Origin of the sequence: Neoroseomonas lacus (assembly GCF_014644535.1) — a bacterium.
GTDB lineage: Bacteria > Pseudomonadota > Alphaproteobacteria > Acetobacterales > Acetobacteraceae > Neoroseomonas > Neoroseomonas lacus.
Map to the genome: position 1 here is coordinate 1 of NZ_BMKW01000033.1, position 17,001 is coordinate 17,001.

General features: G+C 67.7%; 14 protein-coding genes. 10 read left to right on the plus strand and 4 right to left on the minus strand.

All coding sequences use genetic code 11. The features are described from left to right. The first annotated feature begins 462 nt into the window (after nt 1-462). Entirely contained in the window at nt 463-1,476 is a 1,014-nt protein-coding gene (locus IEY36_RS29605) for an aldo/keto reductase (RefSeq protein WP_188973807.1), read from the plus strand. Here IEY36_RS29605 and IEY36_RS29610 read toward each other — a convergent pair. Continuing rightward, complete coding sequence (locus tag IEY36_RS29610; protein ID WP_188973809.1) at nt 1,442-4,393, minus strand: ATP-binding protein; 2,952 nt, start codon at nt 4,391-4,393, stop codon at nt 1,442-1,444. The two genes, IEY36_RS29605 and IEY36_RS29610, sit on opposite strands and share 35 nt — an antisense overlap. Nucleotides 4,394-4,561: 168 nt before the next feature. On the opposite strand from IEY36_RS29610, the gene IEY36_RS29615 reads away from it, so the two are divergent. The 9 genes from IEY36_RS29615 to IEY36_RS29645 all read left to right on the plus strand — a co-directional run bounded on the left by IEY36_RS29615 (nt 4,562) and on the right by IEY36_RS29645 (nt 13,788). Beyond that, a complete protein-coding gene (locus tag IEY36_RS29615; RefSeq protein WP_188973811.1) occupies nt 4,562-5,260 on the plus strand; it encodes a type 1 glutamine amidotransferase domain-containing protein in 699 nt (232 codons plus the stop codon). After that, nucleotides 5,257-7,869 (plus strand): FAD-binding oxidoreductase, encoded by a 2,613-nt coding sequence (locus tag IEY36_RS29620; RefSeq protein ID WP_188973813.1) that lies wholly within the window; start codon nt 5,257-5,259, stop codon nt 7,867-7,869. The genes IEY36_RS29615 and IEY36_RS29620 overlap by 4 nt, the downstream gene beginning before the upstream one ends. Nucleotides 7,870-7,873: 4 nt before the next feature. Beyond that, nucleotides 7,874-8,212: a hypothetical protein gene (locus tag IEY36_RS30965; protein ID WP_229681696.1), complete on the plus strand. Its 339-nt coding sequence runs from the start codon at nt 7,874-7,876 to the stop codon at nt 8,210-8,212. Between the two features lie 22 nt (nt 8,213-8,234). Beyond that, a complete protein-coding gene (locus IEY36_RS30970; RefSeq protein WP_229681697.1) occupies nt 8,235-8,627 on the plus strand; it encodes a hypothetical protein in 393 nt (130 codons plus the stop codon). A gap of 102 nt (nt 8,628-8,729) precedes the next feature. Further along, a complete protein-coding gene (locus IEY36_RS30975) occupies nt 8,730-8,969 on the plus strand; it encodes a hypothetical protein (protein WP_229681698.1) in 240 nt (79 codons plus the stop codon). Nucleotides 8,970-9,097: 128 nt separating this feature from the next. Further along, complete coding sequence (locus IEY36_RS29630; protein WP_229681699.1) at nt 9,098-9,862, plus strand: alpha/beta fold hydrolase; 765 nt, start codon at nt 9,098-9,100, stop codon at nt 9,860-9,862. 14 nt (nt 9,863-9,876) lie between these two features. Then, complete coding sequence (locus tag IEY36_RS29635; RefSeq protein ID WP_188973815.1) at nt 9,877-11,106, plus strand: MFS transporter; 1,230 nt, start codon at nt 9,877-9,879, stop codon at nt 11,104-11,106. Next, complete coding sequence (locus tag IEY36_RS29640) at nt 11,091-12,257, plus strand: SMP-30/gluconolactonase/LRE family protein (RefSeq protein WP_188973817.1); 1,167 nt, start codon at nt 11,091-11,093, stop codon at nt 12,255-12,257. The genes IEY36_RS29635 and IEY36_RS29640 overlap by 16 nt, the downstream gene beginning before the upstream one ends. Continuing rightward, nucleotides 12,226-13,788 carry an aldehyde dehydrogenase family protein gene (locus tag IEY36_RS29645; protein WP_188973819.1) on the plus strand — a complete coding sequence of 521 codons (1,563 nt, stop codon included), beginning with the start codon at nt 12,226-12,228 and terminating at the stop codon, nt 13,786-13,788. The genes IEY36_RS29640 and IEY36_RS29645 overlap by 32 nt, the downstream gene beginning before the upstream one ends. A gap of 471 nt (nt 13,789-14,259) precedes the next feature. Here the strand turns inward: IEY36_RS29645 and IEY36_RS29650 are convergent, their stop codons facing one another. The 3 genes from IEY36_RS29650 to IEY36_RS29660 all read right to left on the minus strand — a co-directional run. Further along, nucleotides 14,260-15,222, minus strand: coding sequence for a Bug family tripartite tricarboxylate transporter substrate binding protein (locus IEY36_RS29650; protein WP_188973821.1), 963 nt, complete (start codon nt 15,220-15,222; stop codon nt 14,260-14,262). Between the two features lie 28 nt (nt 15,223-15,250). After that, the gene (locus tag IEY36_RS29655; protein ID WP_188973823.1) at nt 15,251-16,039 is read right to left on the minus strand and encodes an SDR family oxidoreductase; all 789 of its coding nucleotides are present in this window, start codon (nt 16,037-16,039) and stop codon (nt 15,251-15,253) included. 323 nt (nt 16,040-16,362) lie between these two features. Then, nucleotides 16,363-17,001 (minus strand): helix-turn-helix domain-containing protein (locus IEY36_RS29660; protein ID WP_229681701.1); only part of this gene is annotated, 639 nt, incomplete at its 5' end.

A 17,001-nucleotide genomic window follows, 5' to 3' on the forward strand; every position in this document is an offset into this window, starting at 1 on the left:
CTTAAGCTTGAGGGAAAAATCGGCCCACCCTCAAGGTTCGGAGACTCTCCGCTCTCTCCGGGGCAAAATTGGCTGACGTTGCGTCATCGAACCATCAAGATCCGCGCGCAAACCCCGGCCAAACCTGCGCCTCAGCGCGGCGCCCTGACCAGGAGAGACAGGTTGTGAGAGAGAAGATTGGAGCAGCGGTGGGAACCGGGAAACGAAATTCTCTGGGCGGCAATGACCGGGGCACCGCGCGCCTCCAAACGCAGGACCTCGCTCACCGAGCGATCAACTGGATGCGGTGCACAGGTAGCTCTAGCATGGTGTGTTTCAGCATTTACGACAGTTGACCCTCCTTAACCGACCTCGGGCGCTGGGGCTCGCCATACTTGCGTCGACGCCCGCGCGATCGGGCCAAGAAGGGATGGCAGCGTGCTCGCTGGTGCGCTGCTCATCTTCGTCAGCAAAGGACCGACTATGTCCCTGAAAGATGTACTCCCCAGTCGGCTCGGCTTCGGCGCCGCCCCGCTCGGCAACATGTTTCGCGACATCCCCGAGGCCGAGGCCCTCGCGACCGTCACCGCGGCCTGGGATGACGGCATTCGCTACTTCGACAATGCGCCATTCTACGGCGCAGGCCTGGCCGAGATCCGCATGGGCGAAGCCCTCGCCGGAAGGCCGCGCGACGACTATGTCATCAGCACCAAGGTCGGCCGCCTGATCCTGGACGAGATCGAGGACGTCTCCGCCCGAGATCTCGGCGAGAAGGGAGAGGTCTTCAGGCACGGACGCCCAAACAGGATCGTCAACGACTATTCCGCCGATGCGACGCTGCGCTCCATCGAGGACAGCCTCCATCGCCTGCGGACCGACCGCATCGAGATCGTCTGGGTCCACGATGTCGCGCAGGATTTCTATGGCGACGAATGGCTCAGCGTCTTCGAGACCGCGCGCAAGGGCGCCTTCCGGACCCTCGACCGGCTGCGCGACGAAGGGGTCATCAAGGCCTGGGGCCTTGGCGTGAACCGGGTCGAGCCGATCGAACTGCTGCTGGCCCTGGAGGGCCCGCGGCCGGACGGCTTCCTGCTCGCCGGCCGCTATTCCCTGCTGGATCACGACCGGGCGCTGCAACGGGTCATGCCGCAGGTCGCGCAGGATGGGCTCGGCATCGTCGTCGGCGGCCCCTACAGTTCGGGGGCGCTGGTGGGAGGACCGAACTTCGAATATGCGCCAGCGACCCCCGCGATCCTGGACAAGGTGGCGCGAATCAGGGCGATCGCCCTGCGCCATGGGGTGAGCATGAAGGCGGCCGGCCTTCAATTCGCCCTGGCGCATCCCGCCGTCGCCGCCGTGATCCCGGGTGCCAGCCGGCCAGGCCGCATCGCCGAAGACCGCGCCGCGCTCGAGGAAGCAGTCCCTCTCGATTTCTGGAGGGACCTTCGGCAGGAATCCATCGTCAACCCGGCGGCGCCGCTACCCGGCGGGATGTGACAGGCAGCCTTGGCCGGGCGCGCCTGGCCTCCGCCAGTGCGCCGCGCGCCTCCTGCTGCGGCGCTGCGCGCAGCGGGTCCAGCAGGTGCCGGGCAGCGACGAGGTCGGCGATGTCGTCCCTGGCATCGAAGCGCGCCAGGACCGGTGCGAGCAGCGCACCGGCATCGTCGGCCCGGCCATCGGCTGCCCAGCCCTCGGCCAGCGCCAGGGCCGCACGCAATTCGAAGAAGCGCGCGCCGGACGCGGCCGCCATGGTCATCGCCGCGCGGAGCGCGCGCTCCGCACCGGCCATATCCCCCTCGCGCCGCTGCAGAAGCCCCTGTACCCGCAGCAGATCCGGCTGACACCAGCGCTCCTCGCTGCGCTCCATGATCTCGAGGGCAGCGCCAAGGCTCTCCCGCGCGACATCCACGGCACCAAGGTCCAGTGCCGCCTCAGCCAGCACCGTCAGCGAGCTCGGCAGCCGGATCAGGAAGCCGGACGTCCTGCGCGCGGCGAGCACGCCCTGCACCTCCTCGATCGCCGTCGCATCGCCCCGCGCCATGCGGATCAGCCCACCATAGAACCGCACGCTGGGCACCCAGATCGCGATGTCGCGCCGGCTGACATTGGCCGCAAGGGCCGCGACATGCTGCTCCACCGCATCGATCCGCCCGCTCCACCACGCGATGGGAATCACCGACAGCACCAGGACGTTCGCCTGCGAGACGCCGTGGCCGGACGCTGCCTCCAGCGCCGCCTGCGCCGCGGCGGCGGCCTCGCGCGGGTGGCCGCTGATCCAGGCGACGAAACCGAGCGACGTCTGAATCCCCACTTGGGAATCGATCTGGAAGCGCGCGATGCGCGCACGCTGGTCGGCATGTTCATGGTGCCGCGCCAGCTGCCGCAGTGCCTGGTGCGCGCCGCTCACATCGCCCAGGTAGAATTCCGTGATGACGCGCAGCCGCTCGCCCGCCGGCGCCGCGGCGCGATCGCCAGCCTCCTCGCGCAGCGCCTCGAAGCGCCGCAGGCTCGCCAGGGCCTGGCGATGCCGCCCGCCGTAACACCAGAGCATCGCGAGACCCCACTGCGCGCGGAGTCGATAGTCGATATCGCCGGCCAGCTCCGCGAGCCTCAGGCTCTCGAGCCAGGCCGCCTCGGCGGCCGGTTCGAAGCGTTCCGTATAGCTCAGCCGCCAGGCATGCGCCGTCGCGAGCTTCATCCTCACCATGGCCGCGCTGGCCTCGAGCGCCGGCGATTGCAGCGCGCGACGGAGATACCGGCTGCTCTCGTCGACCGAGGACAGCTCGTCCCACAGCGGCAGCGCGCAGGCCGTCAGGCGGATCCCCAGGGCCGGGTCGCCATCCTCGCCGAAGGCCCAGTCGAGCGCCCGGCGCAGGTCATTGGCATGGTGCCCGTAGATCGCGGTCCAATCCGCGCGGACGCGCCAGTGCCATTCCGCCTCCGCCCGCTCGAACAGATCGAGCAGGAACCGGGCATGGGCGGCGCAGGCAGGCCGCATCTCGCCGGCGCCGCGCAGCCGTCCGGCGGCATAGCTGCGCGTCGCGTCCAGCAACCGGTACTGCATCGCCCCTTCGGCGAAATGGGCGGACAGCAGCGACTTGCCGGCCAGGCTCTCGATGCAGGCCGCGACCGCCTCGGCCGGATGCGCGAGGCCTTCGGCGACGCCGACCGCATCCTCCAGCGTGAAGATGCCGGCGAAGACCGAGAGCAGGCGCAGCACCGCGGCCTCGTCCTCCGACAGCAGGCGGTAGCTCCAGTCGAGTGTCGCCAGCAGCGTCTGGTGGCGCAGCGGCGCCTGCGCCGGTCCGTAGCTCAGGGGTTCGACGCTGCCTTCCAGAAGCTGCAGTAGGGTCGCCGGATCGCCGTGGCGCAGACGAGGCGCGGCGAGCTCAATGGCGAGCGGAATGCCATCGAGCCTGCGGCAGATCGCGGCCACGGCCGTGGCGTTGGTGTCGTCCATGACGAAGCCTGCCGCCTCGCCGGCACGAGCCACGAACAGTGCGACGGCAGCGAAATCCATCGCCCGGTCGCGATCCACCGCCTCATCCGCCGCGGGGCAGGACAGGGGGGACAGGCGATAGACCGTCTCCGCCCGGGACCGGAACGCCTCTCGGCTCGTCGCCAGGATCGCGATGTCGGGCAGCGCGCAGCGGATCTGGTCCGCGGCCACCGAAGCCGCGTCCAGCACATGCTCGCAATTGTCGAAGATGAGCAGCATGCGCCCCTGCAACCTCTCGATGATGCCGCCCAGGACATCCTTCTGCGTCCCGGCCGACCCGGTCGCGGCGGCGATCGCGGCGGTGACCAGATGGGAATCGCCGATCGCGGCGAAGTCGACGAAGCAGGCGCCGTCGGGATGGCAGGCGGCGGCCTGGCGCGCCGCCGCCACGGCGACCGTCGTCTTGCCCACCCCGGCGGGCCCAACGATGGTCAGGAAGCGCCGCCAGGCCAGCATCTCGGCGATGCGCGCGATGTCGTCCTGGCGGCCGGCGATCGCGGGCAGGGCGGGCAGGGCGGGCAGGCTACCATCCCGGCCGGACGCGGCGGCGGCGGGGGCAACGCTGGGCAGCGCGTGCTCCACCTGCACCGTCGCGACGAAGCGATAGCCCCGCCCCGGCACCGTGGCGATGATGGGTAGCTCCGGTCCGGTATCGCCCAGGGCGCGACGCAGCGCCGCGATATTGACCTTGAGGTTGTCCTCGTGGACGTGGGTATTGGGCCAGGCGCAGGCGATCAGCTCGGCCTTGCTGAGCAGCCGTCCAGGATGCTCGACCAGCAGGCGCAGCAGCTCCAGCGCGCGGCTTCCGACCCGGACCGGCCGATCGCCTCGCAGCAGCAACTGACGGCTCGGAACCAGCCGGTAGTCGCCGAAGCGATAGGCCCTGTTCCTCTCTTCGGTGTCGCGCTGCTCCATGGCTTTCCCAGCGGTCGGCGAGCAGCCCGATAGGACCGGCCCCGCGCCCGCGGCACAAGCAATACCTTCGCCGTTTTACCTGATTTTACCGGCGGTGCCGCGCGGCGCGGCCCTAGCCTCGCGTGCCCGGATGGAAGCGCTCTTCCGGCGCAGCAGCCGGCAGGTCGCATGAAGATTCTCATGGTTGTCACGTCGCACGACCAGCTCGGGAACACCGGCCGGAAGACGGGCCTCTGGCTGGAGGAACTCGCCGCGCCGTACCTGGTGTTCCGCGATGCCGGGCTCGAGGTCACCATCGCGTCGCCCAAGGGCGGCCAGGCCCCGGTCGATCCGGGGAGCCTCGACGAGGCAAGCCAGACGGACGACACGCGCCGCTTCCTGCAAAGCCCCGAGGCGACGGGTGCGCTTGCCGAGACAGCGCCGCTGCCGCGGATCGATCCATCGGCATTCGACGCCGTGTTCTTCCCCGGTGGCCATGGGCCGCTCTGGGATCTCGCCCATGACCGCCATGCGCTGTCGCTGATCGAGCAGACCCTGGCGGCCGGCAAACCGGTGGCGCTGGTCTGCCACGCGCCCGGCATCCTGACCAATGTGAAGGCATCGGATGGCGGGCCGATCGTGGCGGGGCGTTCGGTTACCGGCTTCACCAATGCGGAGGAAGCGGCCGTGCACCTGACGGACATCGTGCCCTTCCTGCTGGAGGAGGTGCTGCGCCACCAGGGCGCGACGTTCTCCGCGGCGGCTGAGTTCACCCCGCATGTGGTGCAGGACGGGCTGCTGATCACCGGGCAGAACCCACCCTCCTCGACCCAGGCGGCGCTGACGCTGCTCGATAGCCTGCGAGCGCGGATTTCCGTGTCGCGATGACGGCCGACGAGCAGGCCGAGGTCGTCGTGATCGGGTCCGGCATCGGCGGCATGACCGCCGCGCGGATGCTGGCGGAATTCGGTGGTCGCCGCGTGCTGATGCTCGAACAGCACTACACGCCGGGCGGCCTGACGCATGAGTTCACCAGGCAGGGGCGCTACCACTTCGGCACTGGCGTCCACTACCTCACGGCGGGGCCTGGCCCGATGCTGGACTACCTGGCGGATGGGCGGTTGCAGTATCACCGCCTGCCGCACGACTACGACCGGCTGCATTTCCCCGGCTTCGACTTCGCCATCCCGGCATCGGAAGACGAGTTCCGCGCCAGGCTGAAGGCGCGCTTCCCACAGGAGGCGGCCGGCATCGACCGCTTCTTCGCCACGGCGCGCAAGGCCGCGCGAGGCATGACGGCACGCAACCTCGTCGCCTCGACGCTGCTCCGCGCGGCGCTGATGCCAGTGGTCGAGCGGCTCTATCCCGACACCTTCCGCACGATCCGCGAGGTGGTCGCGCGCCATGTCCGCGATCCGGCTTTGCGGGCCATCCTCTCCGCGCGCTGGGGTCTGTTCGGCCCGCCGCCCGCGACCAGCGCCTTCGGCGGCCACGCCAATGTGGCGATCCAGGCCTTCATGCAGGGTGCGACCCATCCGGTCGGGGGGGCCAGGGAACTCGGCCGCGCCATCATGGACGGGCTTGAACGCTTCGGCGTCGTGCTGCGGCCGCGCCAGCGGGTGCAGGGCATCATCGTCGAAAAGGTCCGCGCCGTGGGCGTCGCCGTCGAGGATCGCGCGACCGGGCGGCGCTACACCGTCCGAGCGCCCTGCATCGTGTCGGCGATCGGGGCGCGCAACACGGCGCGCCTACTGCCGCCTGCCCAGGCCGAGCGATGGGAGCGGGCGCTGGCACCGCTGCCCAAGGAAGTCGCGACGCTGCTGCTGTTCCTCGGCCTCGACCATTCGCCCGCCGCCTTTGGCTTGGACGGCGCCAACCACTGGTTCATGCCGGACATCGACGACGATGCCGGCATCGCGCGGCCGCTCGGGGAGGGCATCCTCTTTGTCTCCTTCAGCTCGCTCAACAACCCCGCCGCGCGCGCTCACACGATCGAGGTGATGCAGTTCGTCGATCCCGGGGTGTTCCGCGCCTGGTCAAGGACCGAGCAGGGCGCGCGGCCCAATGCCTATGCGGCGCTCAAGGCGGCGGTGACGGCGCGGCTGATCGAGCGCCTCGACGCGCGATGGCCCGGCATCAAGGCCAGCATCGCCTTCGCGGAGCTAGCGACGCCGCTGACCTTCGTGACCTACCAGAACAGCGTCGATGGTGCCTTCTATGGTCTGGCCACCAGCCCTGCGCGCCTGCGCTCATCCATCGCGCGATGCCGGACGGATCTGCGCGGCCTGTACATGTCCGGGCAGGATGCCTGGGGGCCCGGTATCGAGGCCGCCTTGTGGGGCGGCATCATGGCGGCGAATGCCGCCCTGGGGTTCCGCGAGACGGGACGCATGTGGCGGGCGATCCGGTCGGCCCGCGCGGTGCCCGATCCTGCTGCCCCATGGCGCGGATACATGCGTGTGTCGCGCGTCGAGGCCATGACACCGACGATACGGCGGATCCGCTTCGAGCCGCTGGACGGCGGCGTCCTGCCCTTCCGATTCCTGGCCGGCCAGTATGTGACGCTGGATCTGCCCGTCGCAGGCGACACCATTGCGCGGTCCTACTCCATTTCCAGCGCACCCGGGGAGCGGGGCTACTTCGAGATCGCGGTGAAGCAGGAGGAGCATGGCCTCGGCTCCAAAGTCCTGCACCGGGAGCTCGCGGTTGGCGAGGCGCTGCGGCTGTGCGCGCCCTTCGGGACCTTCACCCTCGATGCGGCGGGGGAGGCGGAGGCGGAGCGGCTCTTGCTAATCGCCGGCGGCGTCGGGATCACGCCGATCATGAGCATGCTCGCCGCCTTGGCGGAGCGAGGCGATACGCGGCCGATCACGCTGCTGGCGTCCTTCCGGTCGGAATCGGACATCCTCTTCGCGGCGGAGATCGACGCCGCCCGGACGCGCCTGCCCGGCCTCGAGGCGCGGATCGTCCTGACGGCGCCCGATGCCGCCTGGCGCGGCGAACGCGGCCGCATCGACGCCGCCACCCTGCGGCCCTATGTCTCCGGCGCCACCCGCGCGCATCTGTGCGGCCCGCCCGCGATGATGCAGGCGATGATCGCGGCATTGCATGCGTGCGGGCTTCCGCGGCAGGCGACCCGCACCGAGGCCTTCGTCTCCAGCCGGACCAGGGCGACCCGCGCTGAGCGTGCGCAGGCGATCGCGATGGCGGCGGCCGCGGCCGGGATCACCACCTTCAGGATCACCACGTCGGATGGGATCGGCTTCGACTGCCGGCCGGGCCAGACCGTCCTGGCGGCGGCGAATGCCGCGCAGGTGCCCTTCAGCCAGTCCTGCGGCGAGGGTGCCTGCGGCAGCTGCCAGGCCCGCGTGCTCGCGGGGCCTTTTGTGACACTCGGCCAGGCGCTGTTCTCGGAGGAGGAGGTCGCGGCCGGCCATGTGCTGGCCTGTCAGACATTGCCGCAGGGTGATCTGGCCATCGCGCGGCCGGGAGCCTGATCGCATGACGACCATCCTGCGCGCGGGCCTTGCGGTTCTTGCCGTCATCGTCGCGTCGGCGCCGGCCGAGGCGCATGTGAAGTGGTTCGCGCCCTATATCGTCGGCGCGCCGCCGCAGCCGATCGTCGCGACACTGGTCAATACCTGGTTCTGGATCGGCATCGCCCTCGTCCTCCTCTTCTTCATCGCGGCGAGGCTGGTCGAGCAATCCAGGGCCGGCGAGGCGATCCTGCGTGGCATGGACCGGATCACGGATCCGCTGTGGGGGCGCCTCGACGACTTCGTGCGGGCCGTCGTCGCGGCCTTCTTCGTGGCAGGTCGGCGGCGTCTATCTGACGCCTGACCTCAGGACGCCGGCGGAATGGGTGTCCTGGATACAGCTGCTGATCGCCTGCCTCATCTTCTCGCGCCGGACACAGCCGCTGGCGGCGGCCGACCTCATCGGGCTGTGGCTGCTGGCCTTGCGCGACTACGACGTGTTCCATCTGCTCGACTACCTCGCGCTCGGGGTCGGCGTCGCGGCCTATCTGGCGCTGGAGGCATCGTCCAACCCGGGCTGGCGCAGGCATCGGCTGGAGGTGCTGCGCTATGGCGTGGCGATCGCGCTCATGTGGTCGAGCCTCGAGAAATTCGCCCATCCCGAATGGTTCGACCCGCTGGTGGATGAAAAGCCCTTCCTCACACTCGGCATGCCACGCGAGGCCTTCATTCCCATGGCCGGCGTCGCCGAGTTCACGATGGGATTCGGGCTCCTCTAGACGCCGCTGGTACGCAGGCTGTCGGCCATCGCGCTGTTCGTCATCTTCAATGTCGCCGTCTATCCCTTCGGACGCGTCGACCTGATCGGCCATGCGCTGATCATGGCGATCATCGTCGCCATAGCCGCTGATCACACCCGCGAAATCCATATCCTGCCCCAAGCGAGGCGTGGCTTCGTCACCATCCCGGCGGGCCTGGCGATGGCGCTCGCCGTCTTCGGCGCGGGCTATTGGGGCCTGCATGTCGCGACATATGGCATCGATGGCGTTGTCGCGACGAGTGGCGAGAGGCTGACGCATACGCCCAATCCGGAACACCCGCATACCCCGCTCCCGCGTTGATGCGCCGCTCCGTTTTACCTGGATTAACGGGGTGATCGCGGCCGCCGGCCGTAGCCTTCGCGGCGGAGAGATCCGATGACCGGCCACGACCACACGGCGGATGCGTACGGGCGGAGAGGTAGACAGGCATGTCGATCAGGACGCTTGGGCGCGCCATGGCCGCCGCGGTTGCCTGGCTTCTGGCGGGAGGCGCCATGGTCCACGCGCAGCAGCAGCCGGCCGTGAGAAACATCGTTCTCGTGCATGGCGCCTGGGCCGACGGCGGCAGCTGGCAGGATGTGCACCGCCTGCTGCGCGCGCGCGGTTATGCGGTGAGCGTCGTGCAGAATCCGTTGAGCTCGCTCGCCGACGACGTTGCCTCGACGCGGCGCGTGCTGGACCGGCAGGACGGGCCCACGCTGCTCGTCGGCCATTCCTATGGTGGTGCGGTCATCAGTGAGGCCGGCAGCCACGAGCGGATTGCAGGTATCGTCTATGTGGCAGCCTTCATGCCGGACGCCGGCGAATCCGTGGCAGCCCTGACGGCCAGCGGATCACCGCCGCCGCTGCGGCCGTCCCGCGACGGCTACCTCTTCTTCGAGCCCTCCATCTTCCCCCAGGCCTTCGCGCAGGACCTGCCGGCGGAACGCGGCGCCTTCCTGGCGGATTCGCAGAAGCCCGTCGCCGGCGCCGCCTTCGCCGCCGCGGCGTCCAGCCCAGCCTGGCGCATGCGTCCGGTCTTCTACGTCGTCCCAACCGAGGATCGCATCATCCCGCCCGCGGCGCAGCGCCACTGGGCGGCGCGTGCCAACGCCGTCATCACCGAGCTTCGCGGCAGCCACGCGATCTACATCTCGCAACCCGAAGCGGTCGCAGACGTCATCGACCGCGCGGCGCGCGCTGTGTCGCGCTGAGGGGAGGACGCGCTATGCTGGACCGGGCCTACCACCCGCAATGCCGCGCCACGTCGGCCCATTGCACGGATGCCGCGCAGCAGCGCAAGCGCGGCCTGACCCTTTTCGCGCTCGCCTTCGGCACCTTCTGTATCGGCACGTCCGAATTCGCCAGCATGGGCATCATCCAGCTCTTCTCGGCGAGCCTCGGCATCAGCATCCCGACCGCGACGCATGCGATCACGGCCTATGCCTTCGGCGTCGTGCTTGGTGCGCCACTGATCACGCTGGCGGCCGCACGGCTGAACCGGCGCAGCCTGCTGCTTGGCCTGATGGCGCTGTTCGTGCTGGGCAACCTGCTTTCCGCCGTCGCGACGGAACTCACCCTGCTCGTGGTGGCGCGCTTCATCAGTGGCCTGCCTCAAGGCGCCTATTTCGGGGCTGGCTCCGTCGTCGCGTCCTACATCGTCGGGCCGGGGCGCGGCGGCAGCGCCTTCGCGCTGGTGATGACCGGGCTGACGGTGGCGACGATCATCGGCTCGCCCCTCGCCACCTTCCTGGGTCAGCTCATCGGATGGCGCAGCACCTATGGCGCGGTCGCCGGGCTGGGCGTGCTGTCCATCCTGGCGCTCTGGGCCTGGGTACCGCGGTCGGAGGCTCTGAAGGGCGGACCGGTGGTGCAGGAGCTCACCGCGCTTCGCAAGCCGGCGGTGTGGATCATGATGGTGGTCGCAGCGCTGGGCATCGCCAGCATCTTTGCGGTCTACACCTTCATCGCGCCCATCGTGACCGATGTCGCGCAGCTGAGCCCGGGCTGGATCCCCGTGGCGCTGGCGGTGTTCGGCATCGGCATGACGCTGGGCAACCTGGTCGGCGGCAGGATGGCGGACGCGCATCCCTCGCGCGGCCTGCTGGTTGGCTATGCGACGACGCTTGCCGTGCTGGCCGCGCTCGCGCTCGGGGGGGCGGATGCCTGGGTGCTGATGGCGGCGCTGTTCGGCGTCGGCGCGACGACGATGGCGGCAATCCCCACCATCCAGGTGCGCCTCACGCACTTCGCGCCGGAGGCGCCGACGCTGATGGGGGCGATGAACCTCGCCTCCCTGAATGTCGCCAACGCGATAGGCGCCTGGGCGGGTGCGGTCGTCATCGCCAGCGGCTTCGGGCTGCTCGCCGCAGCCTGGGCCGGCTTTGTCCTCACGCTGCTCGGCCTGGTGCTGTTCGCCCTGACCTTGCCACGGGCGCCGCAATGGGTGCCGGGCTGACGCATCGCCACGCGAATCCGCAGGAAGGCACTGCCTTGACTCGATCCATCCCTCGCAAGGCCGCTGGCCTGACCGCCGTCATCCTGGTGATCGCCATCGGCTATCTCTGCTTCTGGCCGATCCCGGCGACGCCCGTTGCTTGGCAGGCGCCGACCCCACCGGGCTATGTCGGCGCCTATGCGCCGAACACCCGGTTGGCCGGCCTCCGCATGATTGACCTGGGTGATGAGGTCGGGCCCGAGCACATAGCGATGGGCCCGGATGGCAAGCTCTATGCGGCGATGACGAGCGGCACTCTGCTGCGCATGGACCCGGACGGCGCCAACCGGGAAGTCTTCGCGCATACGGGCGGGCGGGTGCTGGGCTTCGATTTCGATGGACGCGGCCGCATGGTGGCCGCGGATGCCATGAAGGGGCTGCTGGCCATCACTCCGGACCGGCAGGTGTCGGTGCTGACCGACCGCGTCTCGCCGCAGGATCCCATCCGCTATGCCAACGCCGTCGTCGTGGCACCCGATGGAACGATCTACGTCACGGACGCTTCCACACGCTTCGCGCCCTCCGCATGGGGCGGTACCTACGAGGCCAGCGTCCTCGATATCCTGGAACAGGCGGCCAGCGGCCGCGTCCTGGCCTTCGACCCGGCGACCGGGCGCACCCGCCTCGTTGCCCATGGCTTCTCCTTCGCCAATGGGCTCGCGCTGTCGTCTGACGGCCATACGCTGTTCGTGGCCGAGACGGGCCGCTACCGCATCTGGCGGATCGACGGCCACGCCGAGGGCCTCGACGTGGCGAGCGGTTCGCCGCAGGCGCGCGTGCTGATCGACAATCTGCCGGGCTATCCCGACAACCTGATGCGCGGGCGCGATGGCCGGATCTGGGTGGGCCTGTTCAAACCGCGCAATCCGGCCGCGGACGGGCTCTCCGAGCGGCCTTTCCTTCGCTCGGTCCTGCTGAGGCTACCGCGCTTCATGCTCCCGCTGGGCGAGTCATACGGTCATGTCTTCGCGATCGACGAGGACGGCGGCGTCATCGCCGATCTGCAGGACCCGAGCGGCACGTATCCCGAAACCACGGGCGTCACGGAGACCGCGGAGCGGCTCTACATTCACAGCCTTCATGCGCGCGGGATCGGCTGGATGCCGCCCTGACCTGCGCCACCACACGCTCGCTATCCGCCCGGTGGGGGAGCGCGTGCCATGCCGGCGGGCACGCTGCAAAAGCACCGCTAACCGCTTCCAACCGCGGCTGTCTGGCTTCCACCCGACTCAATGTCGAGCAGCACGCTCACGGAGCAAGCCCATGCAAGACGTCATCAGCAGGCAGCGCGCCTACTTCGACACCAATGTTACCAAGCCTATCTCTTTTCGCATCGAGCAGCTGCTCCGGCTGAAGCGGGCTCTCGAGCAGCGCGAGGGCGTGCTTCAGGAAGCGATCGCTGCAGACTATGGCAAGCAACGCTACGAGACTTTCATCACGGAACTGCTCCCGGTCTACAGCGAGATCGATGCAGCGATCGCGAACGTCGCCGCATGGTCAACGCCCAGCCCAGTGGCGTCCTCGCCCTTCACCTCGCCGGGCAGGTGTTACGTCATGCCAGAGCCACTCGGCGTTAGCCTGGTGATCGGACCTTGGAACTATCCCGTTCAATTGACGATAGTGCCTGCCGTCGGCGCCCTGGCCGCAGGCTGCACCGTCGTGCTGAAGCCCAGTGAGATCACGGCCAATACAAGCGCGGCGATCGCGAACCTCATTGCCGAAGCCTTCGACCCGGCCTACGTCACGGTCGTCGAGGGCGGCGTGCGTGAAACCAGTGCGCTTCTGGCGCACAAGTTCGACATGATCTTCTTCACGGGCAGCGTTGCCGTCGGCCGGATCGTCTATCAAGCCGCAGCCAAGAACCTGACGCCGGTCGTGCTCGAATTGGGCGGCAAGAGCCCAACCATCGTGGCGCCCGACGCCAATCTTCCTCTCGCAGCGCGACGGATCGCGTGGGCCAAGTTCCTCAACGCCGGCCAGACCTGCATCGCGCCCGACTACGTCAATGTTCATCGCTCGATCTATGAGGAGTTCCTTGACGCACTGGCGAAGGAAATCGCCGCCAGTCGATATGGGCTGGAGAACCATAACTTCGTCCGAATCGTCAACGCGCGGAACCTTGAGCGCGTTGCCGCTCTCATCGATCAGCGGAAGGTCTTCACCGGCGGTCTGGTCGACGTCGATCAGCGCGTGATCGCGCCAACTGTGTTGCGCGACGTGAATTGGGGCGACCGCGTCATGGGCGAAGAGGTGTTCGGCCCCGTCCTGCCGACGCTCGTCTACGACGACATTGACGACGTCGTCAGCCAGATCAAGCAACGTGACAAGCCGTTAGCCCTCTACCTGTTCACCGAGGATGCCGGGACGAAACGCAAGATCTTGTCCGACCTCTCTTTCGGAGGCGGGGCGATCAATGATGCCGTCGTCCAGGTTACAAACGGCGATCTACCATTCGGCGGCGTGGGGACCAGCGGTATCGGCAGCTATCACGGCGAAGCCGGCTTCAGATCGTTCTCTCACTATAAGAGCATCGTCGACCGCGAAGCGTTGACGACGGCGGAGGAGCAGCAGTTCCGATACTCCCCATACAATGATGATTATCTGAAGATTATGAGGCAAACGCTCGGCATCAGGCCTGGCTGATCGAGGCACGCCTCAGCCATGGGGACCTGGGTCTCCGGATCGAGGGCAGTGATGCGGATCGCGGCGGACGCCCTGGTGCCCGCCTGGCCAGCCACGCCGTTGGTGGCGGATTCAGAGGTGACGGCACTGAACCCGCCATCCCGCCTACGGCACGCGCCGCTTCATCGCCTGCACCGATAGGGCCATCGCCGCCAAGTCGAAGGTCGCCGGCGAGATGTTCCTGTCCATGATGCGCACGGCGTTGTTGGACCCCCGGTGGCGTCGCGCTCGATGAAGCCCATCGACGCCGCTGGCGGCCTCTGTGTCGGGTTGCGCCGGCATGGTTCGGCAGTAAGTCGAATTTACCGATCGCCGCCGCTGTCCAGACGAGCAACGCGCACATACCCTCGGCCTCAAGCCGGGCAGCGATCGTAAGGCCGCTGCAGTTTCGGCTGATTACGATGACAACGCGGTCACCACGATCTGGATAGGTCATTCCACCGTGATGCGCGCTTCGCGTACCACGCGGCCGATCTTCTCCATGTCATCGCGCAGTAGCGCGCCCATCTCTGCGGGCGTGCCACCAACGACGAGTGAGCCAAGGTCGAGCAGTCGTGCGCGTCCTTCCGGCGTACCGACGATCGCCATGAATTCGCGGTTGAGACGGTTCACCACCGGCTCCGGCATGCCGGCGGGACCGATCACCGCATACCATTCCACGATGTCGAAGCCTGGCAACGCGGCCTCCGCGATGGTTGGCACCTCTGGCAGGTAGGGCTGGCGCTGCGCCGAGGTGACGGCAAGTGCACGTACCGCACCCGTGCGCGCATGCGGCAGGGTCGAGCTACCATTGCCGAACATCAGCTGGATCTCACCCGCGACAAGAGCCGCTATCGCTGGCCCACCTCCACGATAGGGCACATGCACCATATCCACGCCGGTCATCAGCTTGAACATCTCGCCCGAGATGTGCACAGCCGAGCCTATACCAGGCGAGCCAAATGACAACTTGCCTGGGTTCGCCTTGCCATAGTCGATCAACTCGCGCACCGAATGCACCGGCAAGCTCGGATGCACGGCGAGAATGTTTGCCACGTCGGCCAGATGCAGGATGGGTGTAACATCATTTACGGGGTGGAAGGGCTGGCGTGACAACAGCGGGGCGGAGACCAGCGTACTCGTCACGATCCCCACGTTGTGGCCATCCGGCGTGGACCGCAGAAGTTCAGCAGTACCGATCGCTCCGGAAGCACCACCGCGGTTCTCGATCACCACGGGCTGGCCCAGGGCAGTAGAGAGTGGAACCTGGATAATCCGCGCGAGGATGTCCGTGGTCCCCCCGGGCGGCCATGGGATCACCATCCGGATCGGCCGGTCGGGCCAAGCCTGTGCCATCGTTATCCGCGGTGTGGTCAAGGCCACGACCGCACCCACCAGTAGATCCCGCCTTTTCATTCTTCTCTCCTCCCTGACGCGTCTCGGATCAGCTTGCGGACCAGCCTCCGTCCATCGGCAGGGTGGCCCCCGTAATGTCGTCGCCCGCCGGGCTGCACAAAAACGCAACCATCGCGGCGACCGCCTCGGGTTGGACGAAGCGCCGTGTCGGCTGCTTGCCGGCGAGAAAGTCGCGAATGGCGGCCTCACGGTCGCTCTCGCCGCGCGCCAACATGCCTGCGGTGATTCGCGCCTCGATCGCGGGCGTGGGCGTCGACCCAGGGCACAGCGCATTGCAGGTGATGCCGTCCTGGATCGTCTCCATCGCAACCGCACGTGTAAGCCCGATCAGCGCGGTCTTGGTGGTGACATATCCAACCCTGCCCGCAGTGGCGAACAGGCCATAGACGGAGGACATGTTGATGATGCGCCCCCAGCCACGCGCGCGCATGCTGGGCAGTGCAAGCCGGATCGCGTGGAACGGTGCGGAGAGGTTCACCGCGAGGTCTGCCTCCCACTCCGCCGGCGTCATAACCTCGATCGGAATGAGGTGTCGCACTACGGCGTTGTTGACGAGGATGTCGGGCGCCTGGCCAAGCGAGTGCAGTAGCTCCTCGACACCGTCAGGTGAGGAGAGATCTGCGTGGTGATAGGCCACGGCGACGTCGTGACGGGCTGCGAGGTCAGCCGCCAGCGCGATGCCATCATCCGCCGGCGCAAGACCGTGGATCGCTACGGCGCAGCCATTGGCGGCTAGGCGTTCGGCAATGGCAAATCCGATGCCGCCGGTCGACCCGGTGACCAGCGCACTTCTCCCGGTCAAACCGTTGCCAACCATGCCTACGCCTCTTCAGGATTTTTGGGATCGGTAACCTGTCCAGGTGCCGCGCCTGACCGCTCTTCAGCATCTCCCTTCCCGTGGGCAAACGGAGACCTGAGCATCCGTCTGGAAGGTTAGGGATTAAGTCTGTCGGGTCACTAGTTCAAAATCAACACAATGATCGCTACCTTCGCTTGGCGTCGCGCCGGTTCGGAGCGAATGGTCGCTGGCGCGGAGTGTCCGGCGTCATCACTGCTCGAAGAGGCAGGACACGCGTAGAGACAACCGCCCTCAACGACCGAGTTGAACAGGAATGACGAGGCAGCACCAACTTGCCAAGGTCAAACTCCGGTTTCTGTTTCCAGGAGATCCCCCAGCCCTTCAGCATGGTTAGAGCGCCGAGTTGCTCGGTATCGGCCAGGTGACAGGTGGTGGTAGCGATGGAACAGCTTCGAAAATGACGCTGCCGTCTCGTAACCGACCCGGCTTGCAATCCGTGCAATGGGCTCATCGGCGGTTTCCAGAAGGAATGCCGCTTCCGCCATCCGGCGCTCGATTACATAGCGTTGCATGGACTGCCCGACGAGTTTGGTGAAGCGCGCCGAAAATACCGAGCGGCCGAGCCCCACGCGCTTGCCAAGGTCGCTCAGGCTCCAGGGCTGTTCCGGGCCTTCATGAATGAGCTTGAGCGCTGGTCCGATATGGGGGTCGGATATGGCCCCAAGCCAGCCACCCTGTCCCGGACTGAGAGACGTGATCCAGCTTCGCAGCACCTCGACAAAGAGCACTTCCGTCAGCCGTGAAAGCGCGACGCGCTGACCTGGACGCTCAAGCGCGGACTCGCTGACCATGCGGCGCAGAATTGCTTCAAGCCAACCACTGTCCGCCGTCGGCCTCAGAGCCCATCCGGAAAGAAGTTGAGTCGATTGAATCGGCTGTGATTCGCTGTGTCCGTGGACGATTCGCGGGGGCAGACGGAT